Origin of the sequence: Bradyrhizobium sp. CCGUVB14, from assembly GCF_024199935.1 — a bacterium.
Lineage (GTDB): Bacteria > Pseudomonadota > Alphaproteobacteria > Rhizobiales > Xanthobacteraceae > Bradyrhizobium.
Genome location: NZ_JANADS010000001.1, coordinates 2,153,622 through 2,178,167 on the forward strand (window position 1 = coordinate 2,153,622; position 24,546 = coordinate 2,178,167).

Genomic DNA, 24,546 nt, shown 5'->3' on the forward strand with positions numbered 1-24,546 from the left:
ATTGACTACCTCTCGCCCGCACGGGTCACCGACTTGGCGCCGGCGAGGTCTGTCAAGTTGATGCGGTCATATTCGCTCCAGACATTGGCAAGCCAATGTCTGACGTAACCGCGCAGCACGAAAGAGTAGTCCGCGGCGTCTTCGTGCGGTCCTTTGTTCGCAACAAAATTGACGAACGGGACGGAGGCGACTTCGACCTGTTCATAGGCCATCTCATTGAGCTTCGGGATCGTTAAGTCAGTGGCGTCTTTGATGCGGCGGAAATAGGAGTTGTACGTCGCCTGGTCCCATTGAAAGAACTGCGTGTCGTTGATGAAGTTCTTGACCAGGTAGTACTTTGCCCCGGCCATGAAATTGCTCGTTTCGGCTATCTCGTCCAGCGAGGCGATAGACGATCCCAATACATGGAATACGGCAAAGGTAATTTGCCCCGATCGCGCGGCGTCTAAAAAGCCTATATCGCGCAGCGACGCGAGCGCTGGGGACATCAGTCCTGCGCGCACGTCGATCACGCTGACGGATAGGCCCGAGTTCAGCGTGTCGAAAATCTTCATCTGGTCCGCGGTCCTCGTCATATCCACGATTTCGGTGATCGCGGGGTGAAAGCGCTTGAGCGTCCCGCGCGGCGACTCGGTGTCAAATGCGCGGGTCTGCACGTTGTTCGCGCTGAAATAATCAAGAAGCGTCCGAGACACGGTCGTTTTGCCGACCCCTCCCTTGTCCGCTCCGATCACAATAACTACTGGCTTTACCATGGAAGTCCTCTCAAGATCCTCGTTCAATCCATGCGACCGCGAAGTGCGCGGCCTGCGTGTCTGCGGTCGTGGCTTCGACGCAATCATGGCCTAATGTGGAGTTCGTTTGATTTGTGAGATCTAGACAGCCGCTCCTGTTGAGGATGCGGCTGTCTATCGTCGCTCTGGAAAAGATGGCATCTCAGTTCATACGTGCGTTTCCATGTCCGAGTGGCTTACTAAAGCGCGATAGCGACTTCACGTTGTCCTACGAAGCTCCGCATAGGCAGCATCATCAGACCAAGCACAACGGAAAGCACGATTGCGACCGCGGCGACAAAAGTATGCTTGTCCCAACCCGTCCCTTCTCGAGGAGCTTGATGCGCCAACATCAACGACGTCAGGCCGCGGTTGGGGCGCTGGGAAGAGCGGATGCGCATGGGTTGGTCCTACTAGTCAGGTGAGACGGATCGCCAGACCGGCATTGTCGAGCGCTTGTAGGATTTCATTTGCAACACGTTGAGCGCTGCCCTTGTGCTCGCCGATCTGGCTAGATGCCACGACGCCCGTGATTATGGAGCATGCTTTCTGTCGCTCCGCGAATGTGTTCTCAAGATAGTCGCCGCATGCATTGCATTCGATCACAGGACGGCCGCTCCATGGGTCATGTGATGCAGTGTGATCTCTGGCATGACATTTCGGGCATTGCATGTGTCAGGCTTTCGAGTCGGAGTCTTCGTTCTTGTGAAGCGTATGTCGGCGCGGGGTATCTCTTGTCCAGGTCGTCGCGCGCGAAACCGCGACCTACAGTCTGAATATGCCGTAGTGTGGCACTCCGATTGGAGTATTAAGCGAAGCGCTCAATGCGATTGAGAGTGCGTTTCTGGTGTCTATTGGATCAAGAATGCCGTCATCCCAAAGCTCGGATGTTGCATAATAGGCACTCGATCGCTCCCGATACTCTTCCAAAATCGGCTCTCGAATGGCTGCTAATTCTTGCTCGGACAGACGCCCGCCGTCACGAGCCAATTGCCTCGCCTTGACGTGGGTTAGCACACCAGCCGCTTGCTCCGCCCCCATGGCCGAAATCTGAGAGTGTGGCCAGGTAAACATAAAGCGTGGGTCGAAGGCTCGACCAGCCATGGCGTATGTCCCTGCTCCATGAGAGCCGTTGCAAATCACCGTTATTTTCGGGACCTCCGCTCCGGAGACGGCCATGATGAGCTTGGCTCCGTCCTTCGTGATGCCGCGCTCTTCGTATTCCCGTCCAACCATGAAGCCGGTGGTGTTCTGCAGGAAGAGCAAAGGCGTCCGGTTGTTGTCGCAGAGCTGTATGAAGTGGGCGCCCTTCAGGGCACTGTCGTTTTGCAGCACGCCGTTGTTTGCGATAACCCCGATCTGGTATCCATGGAGTCGTGCGAAACCGCATACCAGGGATTGGCCATAGCGGGGCTGGTACTCGTGGAACCGGCTGCCGTCAACGAGGCGCGCGATGATCTCCCGCATGTCGAACAGCGCGCGGGGATCCTTTGGAATAATGCCGTATAATTCAGATGGATCATAGGCCGGAAGCTCCGGAGCAGATTGAGCAATCGCTTCTTTCGCTGGACGCTTCATCTGAGCAACAATGTCGCGCGCAATGGCAATCGCATGCATCTCGGAAGTCGCGAAGTAGTCACTCGTTCCCGAAACGCTCGTATGCATGCGAGCGCCACCAAGCGCTTCGGCAGATACCACCTCTCCGGTGGCGGCCTTCACGACTGGAGGTCCGCCGAGAAAGATGGCCCCGGTCCCCTGCACGATGATATTGTAATCGCTCAGCGCCGGAACGTAGGCTCCTCCCGCGGTACAGTGCCCCATTACGATGGCAACCTGCGGCACCCCCATCTTGGAGAGAACTGATTGGTTACGCAGAATTCGACCTGCGTGATAGCGATCAGCGAAGAACTCTGCCTGCAAAGGCAAGAACCCGCCCGCGCAGTCACAAAGATGGACCACCATCAGGCGGTTCTCAATTGCGATATCTAAGGCGCGTACGAGTTTTTTTACGGATAGTGGATACCAAGCGCCGCCCTTCACACTGGCATCATCCGCATGAACAATGACCTCGCGACCCGCCACTATGCCGATGCCGACGATCTGCGCTGCACACGGCACTTCGCCCTCGTAAGCCTTGTTGGCGGCGAGAGTCGAAAGCTCGAGAAACGGGGTGTGGGGATCAAGTAACGCCTCGATCCGATCACGAACGAACAGTTTGTTTTGCTGCCGCAGGCGTCCACGGTCTCGCGCCGGTCGATCGAAGCGAGCTGAACGCTGGCGCTCCTTCAATTCCGTCGCAAGTCGTCGGTTATGGAGCTCGTTGAGGCGAAAGTCTCGCGACTTGGTGTCCACCCGGGAAGCAATCCGATGCACGTCAGCGCCCTTCCTCGAAAAATGTAACCAGCGCGGAGTCTCGCTCGAAACTGTCGCCTACGCCGAAGTGAACGCGCTCGACCACACCGTTCCGAGGAGCACGCACGATGAATTCCAATTTCATACTTTCGACCAGCATCAGCGTCGCGCCTGCAGACACGACATCACCACGAGAAACTTGGGTTGCAATCACGACGCCAGGCATCGGTGCTCGAGCCACAAGATGGCGCGCCTGCTCGTCCAAGCAAGCGAGCGTTCGCAGTTGATCGCGATATCGTAAAATGTGCGTCCTGCCGCGGATATGCAGGTAAATGATATCACCATCGATTGCGAATTTAACGGGAACGGTGTCGCTCGCAATGACAAGGGTACCGCTACCGGCGAGTTCGTGTGAAAACGACACCGGGGCAAATACCGCGTCGTCCAGGTGAAGACGATAACCGTGTTGGTCAGGTGAGAGCCATAATTCATAGTTCTCGTCATCAAGTGCAAAAAGGTGCTTCACATCAATTTCTCCACTTGCCGATCTCTGCGTGGAGCGCGGGCACGGCATCTGCTGAATCGCGAACGGGCCTTGTCAGGAGCGCGGCGGCCGCTAGGACGGCAGGTAGGTCGATCGCACATTGGCCAGCCGCCACGTGCGGGTTTTCATCGAGATAGCCGGTATGAATTTGTCCGCTCAAAAACGTCTCGTCAGCGAACAGACGCGCAAGGAAATCTACGTTCGTCTCGCAGCCAAGAAGCACCAACTCGCGCATTACGCGTTCGGACGCTAATGCGGCGTCACGGCGGTTGGACGAATGTACAACGACCTTTGCAAGCATGGGATCGAATGCAGTCGTGATCTGCTGACCTTGAACAATGCCGCTGTCAATTCGTACCCCCTCGCGCTGAGGGTACTCCAGCATGAGTATCTTTCCGGTCGTCGGAACGTAGTCGCGTTCAGGAGCTTCAGCGTATATTCTGGCCTCAATCGCGTGGCCTTCAGAGACGATATCGGACTGTGCATAGCGAAGCGGGCGACCTGCGGCGATATGAACTTGCTCGGCAACGAGATCGATGCCGGTGACCATCTCAGTTACAGGATGCTCAACCTGAAGCCGGGTATTCATCTCTAGAAAGTAGAATTGACTCCCTTCGAAGATGAATTCGACAGTTCCGGCATTGCGATAGTTAGCACTACGAGCGATGCCGACCGCTATTTCGCAGACCTCGTTACGCAACTTTGGCGACAAGGCAGGTGAGGGTGTCTCCTCAATGATTTTCTGGAAGCGGCGTTGCACCGAGCACTCTCGTTCGAAAAGGTGGATCACCTTCCCGAAGGAATCGCCTAGCACCTGTACCTCGATGTGGCGTGGTTTTTCGGCATATCTCTCGACATAGAGCCGGCCATCATCGAAGTAACGTAGCCCCTCACGGCGCGCATGCGCGATCGCGTCATCAAGGTTGTCGAGATTGCGAACAATCCGCATGCCCTTGCCGCCGCCGCCAGCGGAAAGTTTCACCAGCAAAGGTAGGCCAAGGGCCCGCGCTCTGGAATGGAAGGTGTCTGGATCGTCTTCCTCGACGGCGGAAGGCGCGACCGGAAATCCACAGCGCTTAACAAAACTGCGGGCGCGAATTTTGTCGCCCATCAGTTCGATGCTTTCTGAACTCGGCCCGACGAATGCAATGCCCGCCCTTTCAACAGCTCTCGCAAACTCTGCGCTCTCCGACAGAAATCCATACCCAGGATGCAAGGCGCCGGCTCTTGCTCTGCAGGCTGACGCGATAATTTGCTCGGCATCGAGATAGGCCGCGATCGGGGAGCAACCGTCGATGGCGATCGCAGTGTCCGCCATGGAAACCGCTGGCGTGTCTGCATCGACATCGTGATAGACGATTGCGGAGCGTAACCCCAATTTGCGCAACGTCTTGATGATGCGCACGGCTACCTCGCCCCTATTGGCGACCAGGACCGTATCGAAGGGGAGTGTCTGCATCGCGTATTCGTCCAAAGAGGGTCGGAATTCCGGCGCTTGAGAGCTGTTGGTCCACGAGAAAGTGCGCGCACTCGTCACGCAAGGGCGAAATGGCCGCGATGCCCCATGGATCGGGTTCGAGCGAGGCCGGCCGGGACCGATCGAAGCCGCGCCGAAGTCATTTCGAGCCTGCCTTTGCGCTGCCATGCGTTGACATCACGTAGCGACACTGGTCACTCAAGCTGGTGACCTTAGTTCGGAGACAAGCAGTGATTGCCTCGATATCCGGTATGACGCTGCTGCAGAGCCGAAACACGTCCGGTGTGCAAGCCCTCTGGTCCTCCTCCGTTGCCGGCTTATCTCGGGCGACGGCGGGCTCGAGAGTGAGAGAGAGCATGGTCGCAAACGCAATGAAAGCTATTGCATTGGAACCGGTTCTATAGGGCCAGAGAGCGAGGGGACACAGGCTTCGAGTCAAGATATCCTCTTTGATGGTTGATTGGCGCCGTATTGAGCGTCGTGCGAGGCGGTCAACGCTTCTGCAATAGAGAGTTGGCCAAGGGCTCAGATCAGCGACTCTCGCGAAGAGCGACAGCGTTTTAATTCGCGGGGCGGGGTGCTGCTCTGGGCCATAGTGACGGTTGCTTCAAGCGAGCTCGAATGCATCCGAGAGCGACAGATAAGAGGTAATTGCAACGCACGTCTCTGGATGCAGGTGAACTGCACGGCGATCCGTGTCATCACAGTGTTCCGTGTCGGACATCCTCGTGACGCGTAGGGGTGGCTCCTGTATCGGACATATCGGGTTTGTGACGATGAGCACGAACCACGATGGGAGATCGAACTGGCGAACTGAATGGAGGTCTCTTGTCATGGGCGACGGAGACGTGCGCATGCTCGGCATCGGACTCAGAGTACGCCCTCTCTTTCGCCTGACTTGGGCCAAAGGTGGCAAGCCATTCAAGGTCTCGAGGAAGTCGGCGATCGCTCTTTCGGGCGAGGGGGCCGGATCCTGATAGCGTCGTCCGAGGTGAACACAAAGAGGGTGGGACATTGGCGATCCTTAGACTCCTTGGAGATGTTGGCCTCGCCGGAGACCACCATCACTTGTTCGAGATCGTACAATTTGACGCCACGTGCGATTCAAGCCCTCCGAGCGTTTTGTTTGACGACATTGTGTGAATTTGTATGGCGGCGGCACGCACATCATTCGCGACAACGTTTTGAGGGCAAGGCGACAAGAAAGATAGAGGGTGAAACGATCTCGCGGCTCAGCCAACCAAATCGCAAAGGTGATCGTGGCGAATCCTGAGTGATTGCGATGCAGAAGCAGACGTCACTCGCCAAACGGGGCCACTCGTGGACAAAAGGTAAAAGGCCCGTTCGCCGTCAGTCCACGCGGAGATCGGCGAGCGATCAAGCAGGCAACTGCGGTGGCATGAGAAGGTTTGCGCTTTCGAAGCGAGCCGAACAATCTGCTGTCAGCCCGACTTCGTCGTGCACGATTGCAGCGTCGCGAAAGGAAAGCCGATGTCCTCTGGCTCAACGAGAGCAGGGGCGCGCCTGCAGCCAACTAGAGTTGGTAGGCACCAAAGGAATCGCTTGAATCTTACGTAACGTCACACTGTAGGCCTGGAGCGCAGAATGTGAACGGAATACGAAAGGCATGCATCATGCATGAATGGCGCAGCTTTCAATTGAACACGCTCCCTACTTACGTGCTCGGCATAGAGTATAGCATCGTGACGCCGGTTGCCGACTATTCTCTCCCCAATAATTGCGGCCGGTCTAAGGAAGACGAGCAAGAGAGGGCCAAAAAAATATGGGCCGGCTGCTTCGCGCCTCAGGACCGGATCAAGTACATCCGCAAAAAACGCTCGCAGTTTGAGTTCCGTGACATCAGTCAGATGATGGACGTCGTGCGGGGCCGCTGCTTCACCGGCTGCGCGTCGGAGCTAGTCAACTGGCGCAATCGGTTCAGGGCGAGGGCGTGGCGCGTCGTCCTATTGTTCTGCCTGGCCACATGGTTAGCCATTGTCTTCGCCGTGGTTCGAGCAGTCAGTTGAACGTTGGCACGCGAACTCATTACAAGCTGCGGACCTGAGCATTGGCTCGGATCGAGAGTGTCGAGGAGCGAGCGAACTCTGCGAGTCCGGCACTCGCTAGAGCATTTTCCGCTTGATGTGGATCAGGCCCCGTATCCTGCATGTCGAAAGTAGTTGTCGCACTGGTCGGGCGCAAATGTCTTCATGAGCTTGCCGATCAGTTTCATGAGCGCCTTGACGGTGCGTGCCGCGCCCTTGCGCAGCGCGGTCTTCAGCTTCGAGAATGCCATTTCGATCGGGTTGAGATCGGGCGAGTAGGCCGGCAAATAGCGCACCTTGGCGCCGACCGCTTCGATCGCCTGGCGAACGCCGTCGATCTTGTGGGTACGCAGATTGTCCATGAAGACGATGTCTCTTTTGCGCAGCGTCGGCGCGAGGATCTGCTCGACATAAGCGAGGAATGACGGCCCGTCCATCGCCCCGTCGAAGACATACGGCGCCGTCAAGCCATCGATGCGCAGCGCGGCAACGAGTGTCAGCGTCTTCCAGTGGCCGTGCGGCACGCTCGCAACGAGACGCTCGCCACGCGGTGAGCGGCCGTAATGCCGTACCATCTTCGTCGTGACCGCCGTCTCGTCGATGAACACGAGGCGCGGCGCTTCAAGCTTGGATTGCTCGGCCTTCAGCTCGGCGCGCGCGGCAGCGACATCGGAGCGATCCTGTTCAGCGGCGTGCAGAGTTTTTTTTGAACGTGATGTCGTGGCGTTCGTAGAAGCGCCAGACCGATGTCGTCCCGACTTTCAGCCGCTTCTCGGACTTGAGCCGCGCGCGAATCTCTTCGAGTGTCAAGTCCGGCTCCGCGGCGATGAGATTGAGCAGCCACTGGCGATGCGCCTCGAGCGGAGAGCGGCTCTGGCCCGTGCCGGGCAATGCCGCCACACTGCCCGTCCTCGTCCAGCGCTCGATCCAGCGGATCGCGGTCGAGGCGCTGAGACCGAGCACGCGCGCGGCTTCCCGTCTGCTCTCGCCGTCTTCGACAAGTGCCACCGCACGCACTCTCAGGTCTTTCGAATATCCCTTCGCCATCGCTCGCCCCGTCGTTAAAGCCAGAGCAATCGAATCTGATTTGCGCGACCGAGGGAATCTGGAGGGTTCTGTGAGGTCGCGCTCACGCGAGGGCGCGGCAAGCGCTTATAACGCGACCTCATTGAAGCCGGATTGAACGAAGGCGCGGGAGATCATGCACGGTGGTGCGGCTATGGGGATAGTTTGAGATCGCGGGTTGCTATCGGCAGACTGCGGAGCTGACGCGGCGACGTTTTGGTTGCGCAATGGCGGCAACTTGAGACAGAGAGCATTTTACAGGCGGTCGTGGTCGAGGGCCCGCTGCGTCGAATAATCTTCATCGCGCTGTTTGGCCGCACGGATTCGGCAGCGTCTGCGATGATCGAGACGATGGGATCATAATGACGAATGATGATCGTCGTGCACGGCATGAATTGGCTCACGATGTGTCGCACCGGAACGATTGGGTTGGAGCGCCGGAACGATTGAAGCTGTGTCGAAAGCGCTCGATGATGCGCATGACGCCACCACAATCAGGACAGGCGGGAACCTTGGCCCACGTCGGAGCGTCCGAATCCACAGGCGACGGCTCGCCATCGTTTGGCGCTGTCCGCTCAGACTCGAGAAGTTTGCGGCAGAGGGCAAGTTTGATAGCGCGATGGCCGTTGGCCATGAAGCCGAAGTGGCGGATGCGATGGAAGCCATCGGGCAGCGTGTGAAGAAGGAAGCGGCGGATGAACTCGTCGGGCTTGAGCTTCATGATCTTTGTCGCGCCGTTCTGGCGGTAGTCCTTCCAGGTGAAGGCGACGTGATCCTCGTCGAGGGCGACGAGCCGGCTGTTGGCGATTGCAACGCGATGGGTATAGCGGCCGAGATAGGCCAGCACCTGCGCGGGGCCGCCGAACGGCCGTTTGGCGTAGACGACCCAGCTGATGCGCCGCATGGCGACGAGGTGAGCTGCGAAGGCGGCAGGCTCGGCCAGGGATGCGAGATCGCTGAAGAAGTTCAGGGTGCCAGCGTCGAAGGCGGCGGTCAGACGTTCGAGGAACAGGCGTCTGAACAGCCGGGCGAGCGGTTTGATGGCCAGGAAGAAGTTTGGTCGGCTGGCGATCCAGCGCGCGCCATCGGGCGAGAGGCCGCCGCCCGGCACGACGCAGTGGACGTGGGGATGGTGCGTCAGCGCCTGCCCCCAGGTGTGGAGGACGGCGACGACGCCGATCTCGGCACCGAGCCGGCGTGGATTGGCGGCGAGCGTCGACATCGCCTCGGCGGCGGCTTTGAACAGGATCGCATAAACGATGGCCTTGTTCTGAAAGGCGATCGCGGCGATCGGAGCCGGCAGTGTGAAGACGACGTGGAAATAGGGAACCGGCAGCAGGTCGGCTTCTCGCGCGGCGAGCCACGCGGCTCGGGCCGGCCCCTGACACTTCGGACAGTGCCGGTTGCGGCAAGAATTATAGGCGACGCGTGTCGTGCCGCAGTCGTCGCAAGCCTCCATGTGGCCGCCGAGCGCCTCGGTCCGGCACGCCACGATCGCGCTCATCACGCGCCGCTCGACCCGACCGAGATGACCGGCATGTACACGGCGATAGGTGTCGCCATGCTGGCGCAGAATATCGGCAATCTCGATGGCGGGCCTGTTGCAGCGGCTGTCGGGGCGGATCATCACCCGCATCCCGCCGCGGATCATCTAGGTGGCGTCACCTCCAGCGACAGGCGATCGAGCGGGCTCTGCGTTGCCCGGATCGTATCGGTGGCGACCTGCGTGTAGCGCGCTGTCGACGACAAATTATTGTGCCCGAGCAAGACCTGGATGATCCGGATATCGGTTCCGTTCTCGAGAAGATGCGTCGCGAAGCTGTGGCGCAGCGTGTGGAGCGTGACGCGCTTGGTCAGGCCCGCAGCCTTCACCGCCGACCGACAGGCGGCGTGCAACACGGTCTGATCGATCGGATGATCTTGGTCACGACCCGGGAACAGATAAAGCCGCGGCCGGGCAAGCCGCCAGTAGGTGCGCAGGATGCCCAGCAGCTGGGGCGACAGCATCACGTTGCGATCCTTCGCGCCCTTGCCGTGGCGCACCTGGATGACGCCGCGGGCGCTGTCGATGTCTTCGATCCGCAGTCCCGCGACTTCGGAGGCCCTGAGTCCGGCCGCATAGGCCGTGGTGAGCGCGGCGCGGCTCTTCAGGCTGGACACGGCCTCGAGGAACTGAACCACTTCGTCGGCGCTGAGCACGACCGGCAGCTTGCGCGGTTCTCGCGCATAGGGAATGCGCTCCGGGATGAGCGCCTCGCCAAGTGTGACGCCGTAGAAAAACCGTAGCGCACAGACGATCTGGTTCAGCGCCGGCCATGAGATGCCGGTCGAGACCAGATGCACCTGGAAGGCGCGGACATCTTCCAGCTCCAACCGATCCGGAGATTTGCCGAAATAGCGGCTGAACTTCGAAACCGCGCTGATGTAGGATCGTTGCGTCGCCGGCGACAGATTGCGGACGGTCATGTCTTCGATCATGCGGCGGCGAAGAGGGCTCAAATCGGCCATCTCAATACTCCTGTCTGAGGGGGTGGGCTCCAACACCCACATCCTCTCAGCCAGGGGGCGATCTACGCCACCTTGCCCCTCGCGCCGCGGCAGCGGCTTCGTTCAATCCCCTGTACCCTTCCGATTCACATAAAGTGGAAACCGCTCTAGCAATCCGTCGAGCCAAGAGTTCGTCAACGAGGTGGTCGTCCATTGCCCATCGGTGCAGAGACCGGGTAGTAGCGATGCGTCGGCTTATGTGAGCGCACCAGCGGTACCGGAAATCGGTCGTTCTGGCGCGACTTCGACGATCGATTGACGAGATCAGATATCGGCGATTGGCCGAAAGTCGCCTCGGACGCGTCGAGCGGCCCACGCCAGGGCGAAAGCAGCTCGATTTCTCTTTTGCGGTCGTCGTGACTGTTCTTCACCGTGTTACGATGAGGAGCGAGGTCTATTAGTATTCAAGCGGCAGCCACAAGGGCAATAATCAACTTAACGAGAAGACCAAGTTCGATTTCAGTAAAAGATGCACGCCCTAGGATGAGTTTGGCTATGTCTGTCCGGTTGGAATGAGTTCGCAAGCTTGGGGGTAACGCCAAGACTGCTTCATCAAAAAGACGTCCCAGCTTCAAAAGCTGTTCCGGCTCGTACAGTTTGCCGTACTCCCGCTCGATGCGTCTCGCTTTCCCTCCTGTGACTGCACTATCAGTTTGTTCGTTAACTTTCGAGCACATGTCGAGCTTCGTCGCTACCAGCTCGTTTGTAAGTGCATTGAGGAGCCGAGTTGCTTCAAGCGCGCTTTGGCCCTCGCAGATTAGTCTTGCAATCTCTTCGATTTGTAACTCGATCCTCTGTTTAAGGTGTTGAACACGGGAATTGCAGCAACGTGAGAGCGCAGCACGCGCTCCAGGCGGCGCAGTGGTGATATGTGGGTCAGCATCAGCTTTCAGTCGAACGGGAGATGAGCTGGCAAAAGCGCGAAAAGGAAGAGGGAAATATCGAAGCAGCTGCGTAAAAAGGCCAAATGCCATCACCCGATATGCTTGGTTCAGGTGCTCAACTGCTCTCGATTTTCGAGATACGTACACTGTCAAAGTCATAGCTGCCTCATGCATCGTTCTGGTACACGAATCTTCTAGCGCGACGCGCCGGCCTCCAGCGCGCGGGAGGATGCTGCCCGATAAGACCGGCTGATAACCGTTCGAAAGGCCTTTTTGGAGCCTTACCGTTGAACAGGTGACGAATTAGTCCACCTGGAGCAACTGCCCTTAGCAGTCGACGATCAATCCTCACGACCCGCTCCAATCCCCGAGCTCAAGCGCTGCGTTGACTAGCAGCAGTCATTTGGATTGGTAAAATAGATTGTTGTGATGCAGCGCATTCACCCCATGGATGGAAGGAGCGAGCAATGACGTATTCCGGATTACGTCCGCAGCAATCGAAATGCCGTTGATGCAGCGCTACGATTACGAGTCTTTCGCGTCTGGTCGAGCTTGGCGCTGGGAAGTTACCGAACGGTAGGCCAAGGAGCGAGTTTTCTCGCGCCACGACACAGACTAGGTGATGCAGTCGTGCAGTCGTTAGATTGAGTTCGCGGATCGTCCGTGTTCAGCAACTCTCGATCGCACACGCCACCATTTTGGAAGTGGTATTAGGGCCTCGTTGCGCGATTAGATTGTGCCCTGTCGTCATATCTGTTGAAGACGCGTCACTGCAGCCGGCAACGCAAGCGATCATGGCCTCTAGCGGGCGGCAATCGTCTCAAGGTTGTGTCTGGTACGGTGCGATAAGTGTGGACATGCCGGGCTCGTACATTTCCCGAGGCCGCCCATGTGGGTTCGAAGAGCGTGCCCCGCTCCGGATCGCGCAGACAAGCGGAAATCTGACACTCCCGGCAACGCGTAGAAATTGTCATGTTGTGGAATATATGGCAGATTCCATTTGAGCCCAGTTTAATCGACCGGACGGTCGAATGTCGCAGAACCCTCTCAAGCCGCCTCAATTCGACATGGAAAGACATGAGGATTCGGTGGTGCTTTGGGAAGACGATGATTGGGTCTTCTGTCGCGCGTGGCGTCCGAACGCCGATGGTGACCGGCAACTAGTTTTGATTGTGCGATCCGCTCCAGCGCACCCTCCGCGTGCTGCGCTCGACCGCCTGGCCCATGAATATGAATTAAGGGAAGGGCTCGACCGGGGATGGGCGGTGCGGCCTCTGGAGCTACTCCGCGAAGGTGGCCGAACCACTCTGGTTCTGGAGGATCCGTCTGGTGAACCCCTGGTTCGCCTGCTGGGCGTACCTTTGGAGCTGGACTGCTTTCTGGATCTGGCCATTAGCATCACTGAAACTCTAGGCAACATTCACCGGAATGGCTTAGTGCATAAAGACGTGAAGCCGGCTCATATTCTGGTCAATTGCCCGGACGGACAGGTTCGGTTCACCGGATTTGGCCTTGCTTCGCGCCACCCGCGCGAGCGGCAGGCGAGCGAGCCGCCCGAGTTCATCGCGGGCACACTGCCCTACATGGCGCCGGAACAGACCGGGCGGATGAATCGCTCCGTCGATTCTCGCAGTGACCTCTATTCACTCGGCGTCACGTTCTACGAGATGCTCACAGGTGCACTGCCGTTCGCCGCGTCTGATCCAATGGAGTGGATCCACTGTCATATCGCCAGAAAGCCAATATCCCCGCGAGAGAAGGCAGAAGGCATCCCGGAGCCGGTTTCCCGAATAGTGATGAAGCTACTCGCCAAGGCTGCGGAGGATCGTTACCAAACGGCCGCCGGTGTTAAGCACGATCTGCGGCGTTGCCTCGTCGAATGGTCGGGCCGGCGACGTATCGCCCCCTTTGTGCTAGGCGAACAGGATACGCCGGATCGCCTACTGATCCCCGAGAGACTCTACGGGAGAGGCGCCGAAATCGAGGCGTTGCTCGCCGCTTTCGATCGCGTGGTCGAGAGCGGCGCCCCGAGGTTAGTACTTGTCGCCGGTTACTCCGGCGTCGGCAAGTCCTCGGTTGTCCACGAGTTGCATAAAGCTCTGGTGCCCTCGCGTGGGGTCTTCGCGTCGGGCAAATTTGATCAATTCAAGCGTGACATTCCCTACTCTACGCTAGTTCAGGTATTTCAGGGGGTTGTCCGGCCTCTTCTCGGCAAAAGTGACGCTGAGCTCGCGAATTGGCGCAACGCACTCCTGGATGCACTCGGTCCGAACGGACGACTAATGATCGACCTGATTCCCGAGCTAGGGCTGATCATCGGCGAGCAGCCTGCCGTTCCGGAGCTTCCGTCCCAGCAAGCACAAACTCGCTTCCAACTGGTCTTTCGCCGGTTTGTCGGCGTCTTCGCCAGCCAACATCATCCGTTGGTGATCTTCCTTGACGATTTGCAATGGTTCGATGCGGCAACCCTTGACGTGCTCGAGCATCTCCTGACCGAGGTCGAACTGCAACTGCTGCTCATCGGTGCGTACCGGAGCAACGAGGTTGATTCCAGCCATCCACTGAAACTCAAACTCGATAGCATTAACAGCACCGGGAAGAATGTAGAGGAGATTACGCTTGCGCCACTGAGCCCTGAGCATGTCGAGCAGTTGATTGCGGATGCATTTCGCTGCAAGCCGAAGCGCGCAGCACCGCTCGCTCAGCTCGTTCACCAGAAGACTGCGGGCAATCCGTTCTTTGTCATTCAATTCGTTTCTGCTCTCTCCGCAGAGAAACTATTGAGCTTCGATCACAGCGCGGCGTGCTGGACTTGGGATCTCGAACGCATCCACGCAAAGGGATACACCGATAACGTGGTCGACCTGATGGTCGGGATACTTGCCCGTCTGACAGCCGCAACGCAGAATGCGCTGCAGCAGCTCGCCTGTTTCGGCAACATCGCCGAAGCATCGGAGCTTTCAATTGTCTACGGGACTTCGCAGGCGCGGGTAAACGCACTGCTGTGGCCGGCGATCCATCAGGGTCTAGTCGAGCGACACGGAAACATGTACAGTTTCGTCCACGACCGCATTCAGGAGGCCGCGTACTCGTTGGTTCCGGAAGTATTGCGCGCTCCAGCCCATCTGCGGATTGGCCGGATGCTCGCCGCGCATACGCCTCCGGAGAGCCGTCGAGAGGCTATCTTTAATATCGTCAATCAACTCGATCGGGGGCTGTCCCTAATAACCTCCAGTAAGGAACGAGAGCAGCTCGCAGAGTTCAATCTGATCGCTGGCCAGCGTGCCAAAGCGTCCGCAGCTTATGCATCCGCACTCACCTACCTGATCGCCGGCATTGCACTGCTTGCGGACGACTCATGGCAGAATCAGCGCGAGCTCACCTTCGCGCTGGAGCTGAACCGGGCCGAGTGCGAATTCCTGATCGGCGAGCTGGACGCCGCCGAGGAGCGCCTATCCGCGCTTTCCAAGCGCACTATGCATGCGGTCGAACAAGCACGTGTAGCATGTTTGCGCGTGGATCTGTACCTGACGCGCGGCCGCAACGAGCGTGCGGTGGCGGTAGGTCTCGAGTATTTGCGCTGCGTCGGGATTGACTGGTCGCCACGTCCGACGCGGGAGGAGGCTCAATCCGAATATCAGCTGATGTGGTCCAAGATCCCTGATGGCCAGATTGAAAAAATTGCAGAGTTGCCTTTAATGAAAGACGAGACATGCCTTGCTATTTTAGCCGTCTTGACGCGGATCGTGCCGCCGGCCGCGTTCACTGACACCAACCTACCTACCTTGGTGATATGCCGAGCGGTGAATCTTAGCCTCGACCACGGCAACTCTGACGCTTCGTGTGCGCACTACGCTTGGCTTAACCGGGTCTTAGGTGGCCGGTTCGGTGACTATCAAGCCGCTTATCGTTTTGGTCAGCTTGCCTGCGATCTGGTCGATCGTCGTGGGTTGGTCCGTTTTCAGGCTCCGGTCTATCTAGCCGTCGGATCCACTGTGATTCCTTGGATCAAACACATCAGGGCTGGTCGCGACTGGATTACGCGGGCGTTCAAGGCGGCCACCGAAGTCGGCGATCTCGTTTATGGGGCCTACAGTCTGGCGCATTTGACCTCAAGCATGATCAGCGTGGGCGATCCTCTGAAAGATGTACAGAGCGAAATAGCGAGAAACCTCGCTACCGTTCGAAAGATGAAGTTCCGCTTCGCGTCCGACATCATAGGTCTGCAGCTCGGATTCGTTCGCACGATGCGAGGCCTCACGCGCAGGTTCGGCTGCTTTGATGATCACGAAATTGACGAATTGGCCGTCGAGCGCTCCCTCGAGAAAGGTCCAGAAGTCGCCGCTCTTGGAGCCATCTATTGGACCCGTAAGCTTCAGGCGCGTTTCTTTGCGGGTGACTACGTCGCCGCGATCAATGCGAGGTCAAAGGCAGAACTTCTAATATGGACAGTACCGACGGAAGGCTCAACAGCGGATTTCCACTTCTACGGTGCGCTGGCTCACTCTTGTCATTGCGATGGTTCAGTCGCGAGTGAAGAGAAAGAGCATCGAGGTATCATAAACGCCCATCACAAACAGCTTCTGGCGTGGGCGACGAATTGCCCTCAGAATTTTGAACATCGAGCTGCTTTGGTTGCAGCCGAAATGGCAAGGCTTGACAATCGCGATGCAGAAGCAATGCGGCTCTACGAACACTCCATACGATCCGCAGCGGCCGATGGTTTTCATCACCATGAGGCGATCGCCTGCGAGCTTGCGGGGCGATTTTACGCTGCGCGTGGGTATGAGAGGATCGCAAAGACTTATCTGAGCGATGCACGGCACAACTATCTGCGTTGGGGAGCGGATGGGAAAGTGCGACAGCTCGGCGAGTTGTCTCCTTATCTGAATGAGGAGGATGACGCGCGAGCCCTGTCCGGCACGAGCATAGGAGCGCCCGTTGAAAATCTAGACCTTGCTACGGTCATCAAAGTCTCGCAGGCGGTCTCCGGTGAGATCATTCTGCAGAGGCTCATTGATAGACTCATGCGCACCGCCATTGAGCAGGCCGGTGCCGAGCGAGGTCTGCTGATCTTGCTCCGTGGCAATGAACCGCGGATCGAGGCAGAAGCCACAACCGCCAGTCAAGCGCCCGTTGTGCACATGCATGAGCAATCGGTGACCGCGGCTGCCCTCCCAGAATCGGTGCTCCACTATGTCATGCGCACCGGTGAAAACGTCATTCTCGAGAATGCTGCTGTCCAATCTTCATTTGCTAACGACCCCTATATCCGCGAACACGGGTCGCGTTCGGTTCTGTGCCTGCCCCTCATCACTCAATCCAAGCTCATCGGTCTGCTCTACCTCGAAAACAACCTGGCGCCCGGCATCTTCGCGCTGGCGCGGAGTTCGGTGCTAAAGCTGCTCGCCTCGCAAGCAGCAATAGCCCTAGAAAACAGTCGTTTGTACCGTGATGTTCAGGAACGTGAAACGAAAATCCGCCGCCTGGTCGACGCCAACATTATCGGGATCTTTATCTTTAGCGATGACGGGGAAATTATCGAAGCTAATCATGCCTTTCTCGAGATAGTTGGATACGACCGCGAAGATCTCGTCGCGGGCCGGGTGCGCTGGAACGAGCTAACTCCCCCAGACTGGACGGAGCGCACTGCGCGCGCCGAGACGGAGATGCGAATGACTGGAGCTGTCCAAGCTTTCGAGAAGGAGTACATCCGCAAGGATGGTACCCGCGTGCCGGTTCTGATCGGGGCAGCCGGGTTCGATGTGCGACAGGATCAGGGTGTTGCGTTTGTGGTTGATTTGACTGAACGCAAGCGGGCGGAAGCCGAAGCCCGCGAAAGCGAGCGGCGGTATCGCGAGACCCTGATCGAGCTCGCACACGCAAATCGCGTCACCACAATGGGGCAATTGACGGCCTCGATCGCGCACGAAGTCAACCAACCCATCGGTGCGGTCGTCAGCAACGCGGAGGCCGGTCTAAACTGGCTCGATGCGCAGCCGCCAAACCTGCAACGGGTCCGGCAGACATTCGGTCGGATTCTCAGCGATGCCGTGCGAGCTGGAGAGATCATCGATCGGATCCGGGCGCTAATCAGGAACGCGCCTCCGCAAAAGTCCCCCTTGGCGATCAATGATGTGGTACTTGAAGTTGCAGCCCTGACCCGCGCGGAAGCGATGAATAACAGTGTCTCGGTGCAAACCCAACTCGCGGGCGCCTTGCCGCTCATTCGGGCAGATCGAGTTCAACTCCAACAGGTGATTATCAATTTGATCATCAACGCCGTCGAGGCGATGAGCGGAGTAGAGGAGGGAGCGCGGGAGCTGGTAATCAGCACTGCGAGATCCGGCTCGACTGGCATACTGGTTAGCTTGCAAGATTCCGGTCCAGGATTTGATTCGAACAGTGTAGAGCGCCTGTTCGAGGCCTTCTACACCACCAAAGCCCAGGGTATGGGCATGGGACTGGCTATCTGCCGTTCAATCATCGAGGCCCATGGCGGACGCATGTGGGCGAGTGCGAACGAGACTAGAGGCGCCGTCTTTCAGTTCTCTCTGCCTGTCGAGCCGGATGATACCGATCCCAGCTTACAAACTGATGGAATACCGGTGGCATGAGACACGACGAGAGTCCCGGCAAAGCTCCGTCCGCATAGCGATTGGTTGTGTCTCAGATAATTGCGTCCCTTGTCAGTCCGCCGTTTGATGCGCGGATTTGTCGAGCCCGGCCTTCTGGCAGATCGAAACGGTCCGAAGCGCTGAAATTTCTTAGGTCGACCGGAGCTATCGAAAATCGCATGGTGGCAAACTAGAGAACGATTGCGTTTCTGATCGAGGACGGGTGATCTGGGCTTAGGGTGCCGAAGAGGTCGGTCTTCAAGCCTTCACCGACTTTGGAATGGAAAACCTGATCGGGCCGATAAGTTCCGCAAAGAAAAGCGTTAACTCCATAAGCGGTATCTCTGCGACCTAGGTCGAATGAATACTCTTGAACTGGCGTTTCGCCCCTCTTTCGTCGTCTTGCCAATCGGAACATCATCTCACGCTCCAATCGTTCGGTCATCCGTGCGGGATCAGCAACCACGAAAACATCTCCCCCGCTTCGTTTAAGTCGCGCTTACCGCTTCAGACATGGCGCAGGCGCAGCCTCTCTCTCGATACGCCGCCGTAAGAATGGATGCGAACTCCATTTTGCGGCTGCGCACCAATCGCCATTCGCGAGCTGCGCGTGGAAGGCTCGTGATTGGTCGGGTGTGCCGAGTCAGGACAATTTTGAAGTCGCGTGCTCGCTCAAAGTCGCCTGAAGAGCACGCCGTATCCTGCCGTGGAAGAAGTCGCAACTGGTCGCTGAAATTTTTGCGGGCTTGTCAGCTCCTGAACAGCTAACTGACCTATTGAGGCGTCTCCCAAAAATCTGAACGTCAATTCCTTCTACCAGACTGAGAACGTCACGGACTGGCCGATGTCAATATGAACTGAAGGGGTGCCCGCTTGCTGACGGTACGCACGATGAATCTGCTGAGCTGCAGACTTCGATACGTGGACTCGGGGCCAAAGCTTTCACGTCTTCACTCGGCCGTTTCCCGTGGGCCGAGCTCGATGTCTTCCAGCTGCGCGGATTTGTGAGGTGCCATGGAGCGAACGAACAACAATTTCAACCTGTTCGACTTTGATGTGGAAGGATTCGCGCGGGCGTACGGTCAGCAGCCGCAGGCCGATCAGCGCTCCGGCGATACCGTTCAAGGTTTTGAGGAGCGATTGGGCGCGTTGCAACTGAGCTCGTCTCGCGAAAACTCCGCAGAAGCTAGTTCGCCTGATGCGCGTCCCGGAGGGAGTGGAGCGATCCGGGGGGGCGACATCGGTGGTTCGATGCGGATGCCACGACAGGCGGGGAGCGCGTTCAGGTCCACGCGGCGCAGCGTTGACATCCCCTGCGCTCTCCCTAGAGAGTGGATCGAAGAACAGCCGCAGTCCGATCTGCGGGATGATCGCTTCGGAAGTGCACGGTACATCCCGTTGTCCGATTCGGAGTCCCCGACCCAAGCCGAGCGCAGCAAGAAACGGGGACTATGGTCGCGCATCAAGTCAGAAGTGGGGAAGGCGTTTGGAGGGAGACGCAGCGAAAAATCGTCTAGCTTCCAGGCGCAGCATGATATCCTTTCAACAAACATTCGAGTTGATCACGCCAAGCAACCGGCCCGCATACGCGGCGTATTCGAGGAGGACGATGCGCTCTTGAACGAGTTCGAGAGCCAAGCCGCAGGGCTGAGCGCTGGCACAATTCGGAATGCTCGAGCCGACATTCGCAATTTCAGCGCCTGGCTTAACGAGAATGGAAGGGAACAAATCGCCTACCGGCTGGGTAATCCTGCGCTGGAACCGGGGTTGGACCGCGATTTAGAGGCCTACGCGAATGCTCGCCATATCAACAGAAGGCGCACGGATGCGGCTTTGAAGAAGCTTCGGGATGCCAAGGCCGGAAAGGCTGTGACAACTGCTAACTTTCGATTGGTTCCTTATGCCGTGGATGCGACCCTGATCGACATGTGGGGGGCAGCGGAAAAAAGGGCACATAGGGTCGAGCCGGAAACTGTGAACCGACGGGCTGGCCGTCTTTCCAGGCTGAGTGACTGGTTGCAAACGCGCGAGAGGGGAGCCATGGCTGACAGGCTCTTCACTCAAGGGCTCGCTCAAGACGTCAAGGAGTACAGGCAGCAAACTGGGGACCGCAAAATCGACGCCGATTTGCTCCGGCTCCAGCGATACCAACAAGTGATCGACGGAAATCGAGCGCTGGGAATAAGCCTTCCTGAGGATGCTCCGGGGAATACGGTTCGCCAGCCCAGTCCACCGCAAGATCCTCTCGCAATGCCGGCCACACCAAGTGACGGGGCATGGGATCTTTGGAGGGAGGTTATGCAACAACCCGCATCACCATCGGCCACACAGGTCCGCGGACCGGAGCCGAGCCCAGACCAGGATCTTCCCGCAATGCCAGAGACACCGAGCGAAGGGGCTTGGGGCGTCTGGAGGGAGTTTATACAAGAGCCCGCGTCATCATCATCCGCCGCGCGGATGCCGTCGGACGTCTATGGCGATCTTGAGCCACTGGTTAATCTGAATCCTCCCACACCGTACGAATTGTACGACGATGCGCACTCTACGCCCGCACTTGGCGGGGCCAGACCGCCGTCGTTCGTTGGGCCATCAGTTCTCCGGCAGGAGGTCGGGGATATCGGGCCAATCATCGGTGAGGGTTGGCGCCACGGCTCCCAACCGGCCTCGGACGTGGTCATCGACATCCTCCATAACATTGATCGACTGCCAAACCAGTTCGGCCCGCGGCAGGTCGAGATCCAGGGAGAGCTTTACTCGGTCACACTGGGGCCGGGAGGGCGCAACGACGTTCGTCTCATCCATCATCCGCGCGCTAGCCACATAGATGAAGCTGCGCCATCCGTTCGGGCCACTGGGCAATCCCTTCGGCCTGTACCTGATCTTGGCTATCTCATTCGCGGTGGGTGGCAACACCGCGAACGCTTGCTTCCGAACTACCTTGCCCGAGCCTTGGAAGGCGAGGGCCTCATGCCCGCTGTCGGCCGCCCAACGTACGTCAACATCCACGGTGTGCCTTACAGGGCCGAGTTGGTGCAAACGGACAGCGGCGAACGCGTTCGGATCCATCCTGAGCTTGGCTGAAGAGCGCGCTTTGACGGCAACGCATTCTAGTTTGGTAATCCTCGGCTTTAGTAGCGCAAACTCGAGAAGCGGCAGGCCGCGGACCTGCCCAGCTCGTACAGATAGTGCGGGCGAGGACATGGAAACCACGAAGTCGCCACGACGGCCCCCGAAAGGTAAGTCGACAGTGATCGACAGCGTAGATGCAGCCCATCAACACAATCGATTTTACCAGTCTGATAGGATTCCGCATAAGGCAAAAGTCGGCTTGGAGAAAAGCCTTCAGTCATATCGGAATGGTTATCGATCCTTGCTTGAATGGCCTGGAGAAACAGTCGATCTATGTCGAGCGTCAATGCCAGCGCACGGTCAAGTCCGACCGCGTGCTTCGGTTGGCATGAGGCCGAACTCCGTGGATCCCGGTCCGATTGAACAGAAGAAAGCAACACCAGATTTCGTTTGGGACGGACATCGGCCCTCTGTGGCTAAGGTTAGCGGCGAATGCCCTCGCCGCAAATGGACCGCCGGCAGCAGCCACTCCCTCTGCCGACGGAAGCTGGGGCGATGCGCAGTAGCATCGCTCCTTCCGAGACTGACTTGTGCCCGGCCACCGAAGGTGGCCGGGCTTCTTTTGGGTGGCGCGGACGAGCGACCGCCCGGAAGGCGGTCGTCCGCAATTCAGTTTCGTTTCATCTCTGCAGCAGCGCATTTCCTCATAGTGGAGCAGGTGCATCATGAATGACTCTCAAGACAACAGGCGATCATGCAGTTCATACTGGTAAATCACAGGACGCCAAGCAGCTCGTCGACCTGCATCGAGTGTCATCGACCTCTAGGGGGCGGCTACTTGCGAGATATGTCCACGCGGGAGCCCTACTGCGGCTACGATTGTTATCTTTGCTACCGGGAGAAGAGACTATGCGTGCCGTGGTTCGCGATTAGATACAGCGTCCGTTCGCTCGCGCGCGATTATTTTGCTCACATCGAAACTGTCGGTTCCTTTGCTGCCGCTACATGCTGGTATTCGATCGCACTCACCGAAGCCGCACTGCGTCTTGGCGAAATGGCGCTGTTGAAGCGACCCCATACGTAAGAACGCATGGGGCTAACTAGCATTACAGTTGTGTTTCTTGTGGATTTCTGAATCCATGGGCAACCATGATTCGAATGTCGTGGGCGCGGGCCGCGTCGGTTGAGGAGACGCTTGCGTTATGGGCGGCGTCGCTTCGAGAGATCAAGAAGCGGATACGTCCGTTGTTCACGCAAGAGCGTGTGGCGACGAATGCGGGCCTGTTCCTGGAAGGCCTGCTCGGAGATGAGCAGCGCAAGACCGGTTGGATGCGGGCGGAGGCGGCTGGCGATCCTGGCCCATGGCGGCAGCAGGCGCTTCTTGGTCGTGGGGATTGGGACGCGGATGCTTTGCGCGATATCGTGCGCGACTATGTCATCGAGCATTTGGCGGATGACGACGCGGTGCTAGTGATCGACGAGACCGGCTTTCTCAAGCAGGGAAAAGCGTCATGCGGAGTGGCGCGGCAATACACTGGTTCGGCAGGCAAGATTACGAACTCTGATGTTTGGCATTCGGCTTTCGGGTGACGACGGAAAGCATGGGTGGCGCCGCAAAACGAAGAGGTTGTTCATGTTAGTCCCATTGCGCTACTGGGCACTGCTGTCCATGCTCGCCGCCGTAGGCGCCGGCGCACAAGCGAAGGATCGCCGCACGGTCGCCGAACCTGTCGCACCTAGTTATGTCTGCGCCCGCCTGGCGCCATCAAGACAAAACGACACAGCCAGGCTGCAAGACGCCATTGCTCACTGCCCTCCTGGCTCAGCGGTTTATTTGTCCGGCGGGACGTTCCTGTCGGGCCCCCTCGAGATGAAATCCGGAGTAACGCTATGGATCGAACGCGGCGCCACGCTTGTCGCGGTTGCCGAGAGGGAGGCCTATGACAAAGGCTTGGGAAATTGTGGTCGCATCGAAGGCAAGGGCGATGGTTGCCGGCCGTTCATCAGCTTCTCCAAAACACGTGGAGGCGGCATCTATGGCGAGGGCATGATTGACGGCCAGGGCGGCGCGCTCATGGTCGGCACTACAGAGAGTTGGTGGCAGCTGGCTCGGCGCGCGCAAGCCGAGGGCGGCTACCAGAACGTCCCACGCCTGATCCAGATCGATCATGCCCATGACATTACCTTCCACGGCATCACACTGCGCAATGCGCCCAATTTCCACGTGGCGATGAGCCGGGTTGAAGGTGCCACCCTTTGGGGCGTCACGATCGATACACCGGCCGACGCCCGCAATACAGATGGCATCGATCCCGGCGCCAGCCAGGATGTGACGATTACTCACTGTCAGATACGCACTGGGGACGACAATGTGGCTATCAAAGCAGGCAACAATGGTCCCACACGCCATATTTCCATTATCGACAACTATTTTGGCTGGGGGCACGGCATGTCGATCGGCAGTGAGGTGAGCTCAGGTGTCAGCGACATACTGGTGCACGGCCTGACCCTGGACGGCACGACGTCTGGTCTGCGCATCAAGAGCGATGTCAGCCGGGGCGGTCTGGTGGAGAGGGTGACCTATGAGAATGTGTGCCTGCGCGGCAACCGATGGCCCATCTATTTTGATACACGCTATGACATCCATGCATCCGGTATCCGGATTCCGCTCTACCGAAAGATCGCTCTACACCACGTGCGTGGCGGTGATGGTGCGCTGGTGATGCACGGGCTTGATGGAGGTCATGCACTTGAGATTGCGCTCGATGATGTGCGGTTTTCCGATTCTGCGACCTGGCAGGTGGAAAATGCAAATGTGGTGGTCTCCGACGTGTGGCCACCGTTGCGCAGTGGGCAAGCCCCACTGTCGTCGGGTGAATGGGAAGGCTGTGCAAAGGCATTCCGCTAACCACCGACCAGCGTCCAGAAGGTCTCGCGCCCCGGTAGTACTCATCGCTTCATTGTAGCATCCGCACTTGACCGCACAAGAATAGCAGGCGCTCGGAATGTGGCTGGCGTTGCTACTCGGTGCCGAATCGGGGGATAAGCTTGGCTATCCGAGAAGCTTGCGAGATTCGCGAGGCGGATCGCAAACCTTAATGGGTAAGATAATAGGACAATGGCCCGTGTGCGCGCGAGAGAACGGCGCGACGGCAGACAAATCACAATTCCTC

At 58.2% G+C, this 24,546-nt stretch carries 12 protein-coding genes and 1 pseudogene; 5 read left to right on the forward strand and 8 right to left on the reverse strand.

Annotated features, from left to right (window positions below; all coding sequences use genetic code 11):
- Positions 1 to 5: 5 nt before the first annotated feature.
- The 4 genes from NLM32_RS09985 to NLM32_RS10000 form a co-directional block, all read right to left on the reverse strand.
- Entirely contained in the window at positions 6 to 755 is a 750-nt protein-coding gene (locus NLM32_RS09985) for a hypothetical protein (protein ID WP_254128849.1), read from the reverse strand.
- 783 nt (positions 756 to 1,538) lie between these two features.
- Positions 1,539 to 3,125 carry a carboxyl transferase domain-containing protein gene (locus tag NLM32_RS09990; RefSeq protein ID WP_254128850.1) on the reverse strand — a complete coding sequence of 529 codons (1,587 nt, stop codon included), beginning with the start codon at positions 3,123 to 3,125 and terminating at the stop codon, positions 1,539 to 1,541.
- Between the two features lie 22 nt (positions 3,126 to 3,147).
- Positions 3,148 to 3,651 (reverse strand): acetyl-CoA carboxylase biotin carboxyl carrier protein subunit, encoded by a 504-nt coding sequence (locus tag NLM32_RS46075; RefSeq protein ID WP_254128851.1) that lies wholly within the window; start codon positions 3,649 to 3,651, stop codon positions 3,148 to 3,150.
- A gap of 1 nt (position 3,652) precedes the next feature.
- Positions 3,653 to 5,128: an acetyl/propionyl/methylcrotonyl-CoA carboxylase subunit alpha gene (locus NLM32_RS10000; RefSeq protein ID WP_254128852.1), complete on the reverse strand. Its 1,476-nt coding sequence runs from the start codon at positions 5,126 to 5,128 to the stop codon at positions 3,653 to 3,655.
- A gap of 1,652 nt (positions 5,129 to 6,780) precedes the next feature.
- Between NLM32_RS10000 and NLM32_RS10005 the strand changes: the two genes are divergently transcribed.
- Positions 6,781 to 7,173: a hypothetical protein gene (locus NLM32_RS10005; protein WP_254128853.1), complete on the forward strand. Its 393-nt coding sequence runs from the start codon at positions 6,781 to 6,783 to the stop codon at positions 7,171 to 7,173.
- Between the two features lie 122 nt (positions 7,174 to 7,295).
- Here the strand turns inward: NLM32_RS10005 and NLM32_RS10010 are convergent.
- From NLM32_RS10010 to NLM32_RS10025, 4 genes are all read right to left on the reverse strand, one after another.
- A protein-coding gene (locus NLM32_RS10010; RefSeq protein ID WP_254128247.1) for an IS630 family transposase occupies positions 7,296 to 8,238 on the reverse strand; the annotation gives its coding sequence in 2 pieces (ribosomal slippage) (positions 7,296 to 7,898 and positions 7,900 to 8,238; 942 coding nt in all).
- Between the two features lie 418 nt (positions 8,239 to 8,656).
- Positions 8,657 to 9,883: an IS91 family transposase gene (locus NLM32_RS10015; protein ID WP_254128498.1), complete on the reverse strand. Its 1,227-nt coding sequence runs from the start codon at positions 9,881 to 9,883 to the stop codon at positions 8,657 to 8,659.
- A gap of 20 nt (positions 9,884 to 9,903) precedes the next feature.
- Positions 9,904 to 10,764 (reverse strand): tyrosine-type recombinase/integrase, encoded by an 861-nt coding sequence (locus NLM32_RS10020; protein ID WP_254128499.1) that lies wholly within the window; start codon positions 10,762 to 10,764, stop codon positions 9,904 to 9,906.
- 443 nt (positions 10,765 to 11,207) lie between these two features.
- Entirely contained in the window at positions 11,208 to 11,846 is a 639-nt protein-coding gene (locus NLM32_RS10025) for a hypothetical protein (protein ID WP_254128854.1), read from the reverse strand.
- Positions 11,847 to 12,718: 872 nt separating this feature from the next.
- On the opposite strand from NLM32_RS10025, the gene NLM32_RS10030 reads away from it, so the two are divergent.
- The 4 genes and pseudogenes from NLM32_RS10030 to NLM32_RS10045 all read left to right on the forward strand — a co-directional run bounded on the left by NLM32_RS10030 (position 12,719) and on the right by NLM32_RS10045 (position 24,281).
- Positions 12,719 to 18,304, forward strand: a complete 5,586-nt coding sequence (locus NLM32_RS10030) for a trifunctional serine/threonine-protein kinase/ATP-binding protein/sensor histidine kinase (RefSeq protein WP_254128855.1) — start codon at positions 12,719 to 12,721, stop codon at positions 18,302 to 18,304.
- A 1,014-nt stretch (positions 18,305 to 19,318) separates the two neighbouring features.
- Positions 19,319 to 21,385 (forward strand): hypothetical protein, encoded by a 2,067-nt coding sequence (locus NLM32_RS10035; RefSeq protein ID WP_254128856.1) that lies wholly within the window; start codon positions 19,319 to 19,321, stop codon positions 21,383 to 21,385.
- A gap of 1,137 nt (positions 21,386 to 22,522) precedes the next feature.
- Positions 22,523 to 22,942, forward strand: a pseudogene (locus NLM32_RS10040) (transposase); the annotation flags it as partial.
- 64 nt (positions 22,943 to 23,006) lie between these two features.
- Positions 23,007 to 24,281, forward strand: a complete 1,275-nt coding sequence (locus NLM32_RS10045; RefSeq protein WP_254128857.1) for a glycoside hydrolase family 28 protein — start codon at positions 23,007 to 23,009, stop codon at positions 24,279 to 24,281.
- Positions 24,282 to 24,546: the final 265 nt, after the last annotated feature.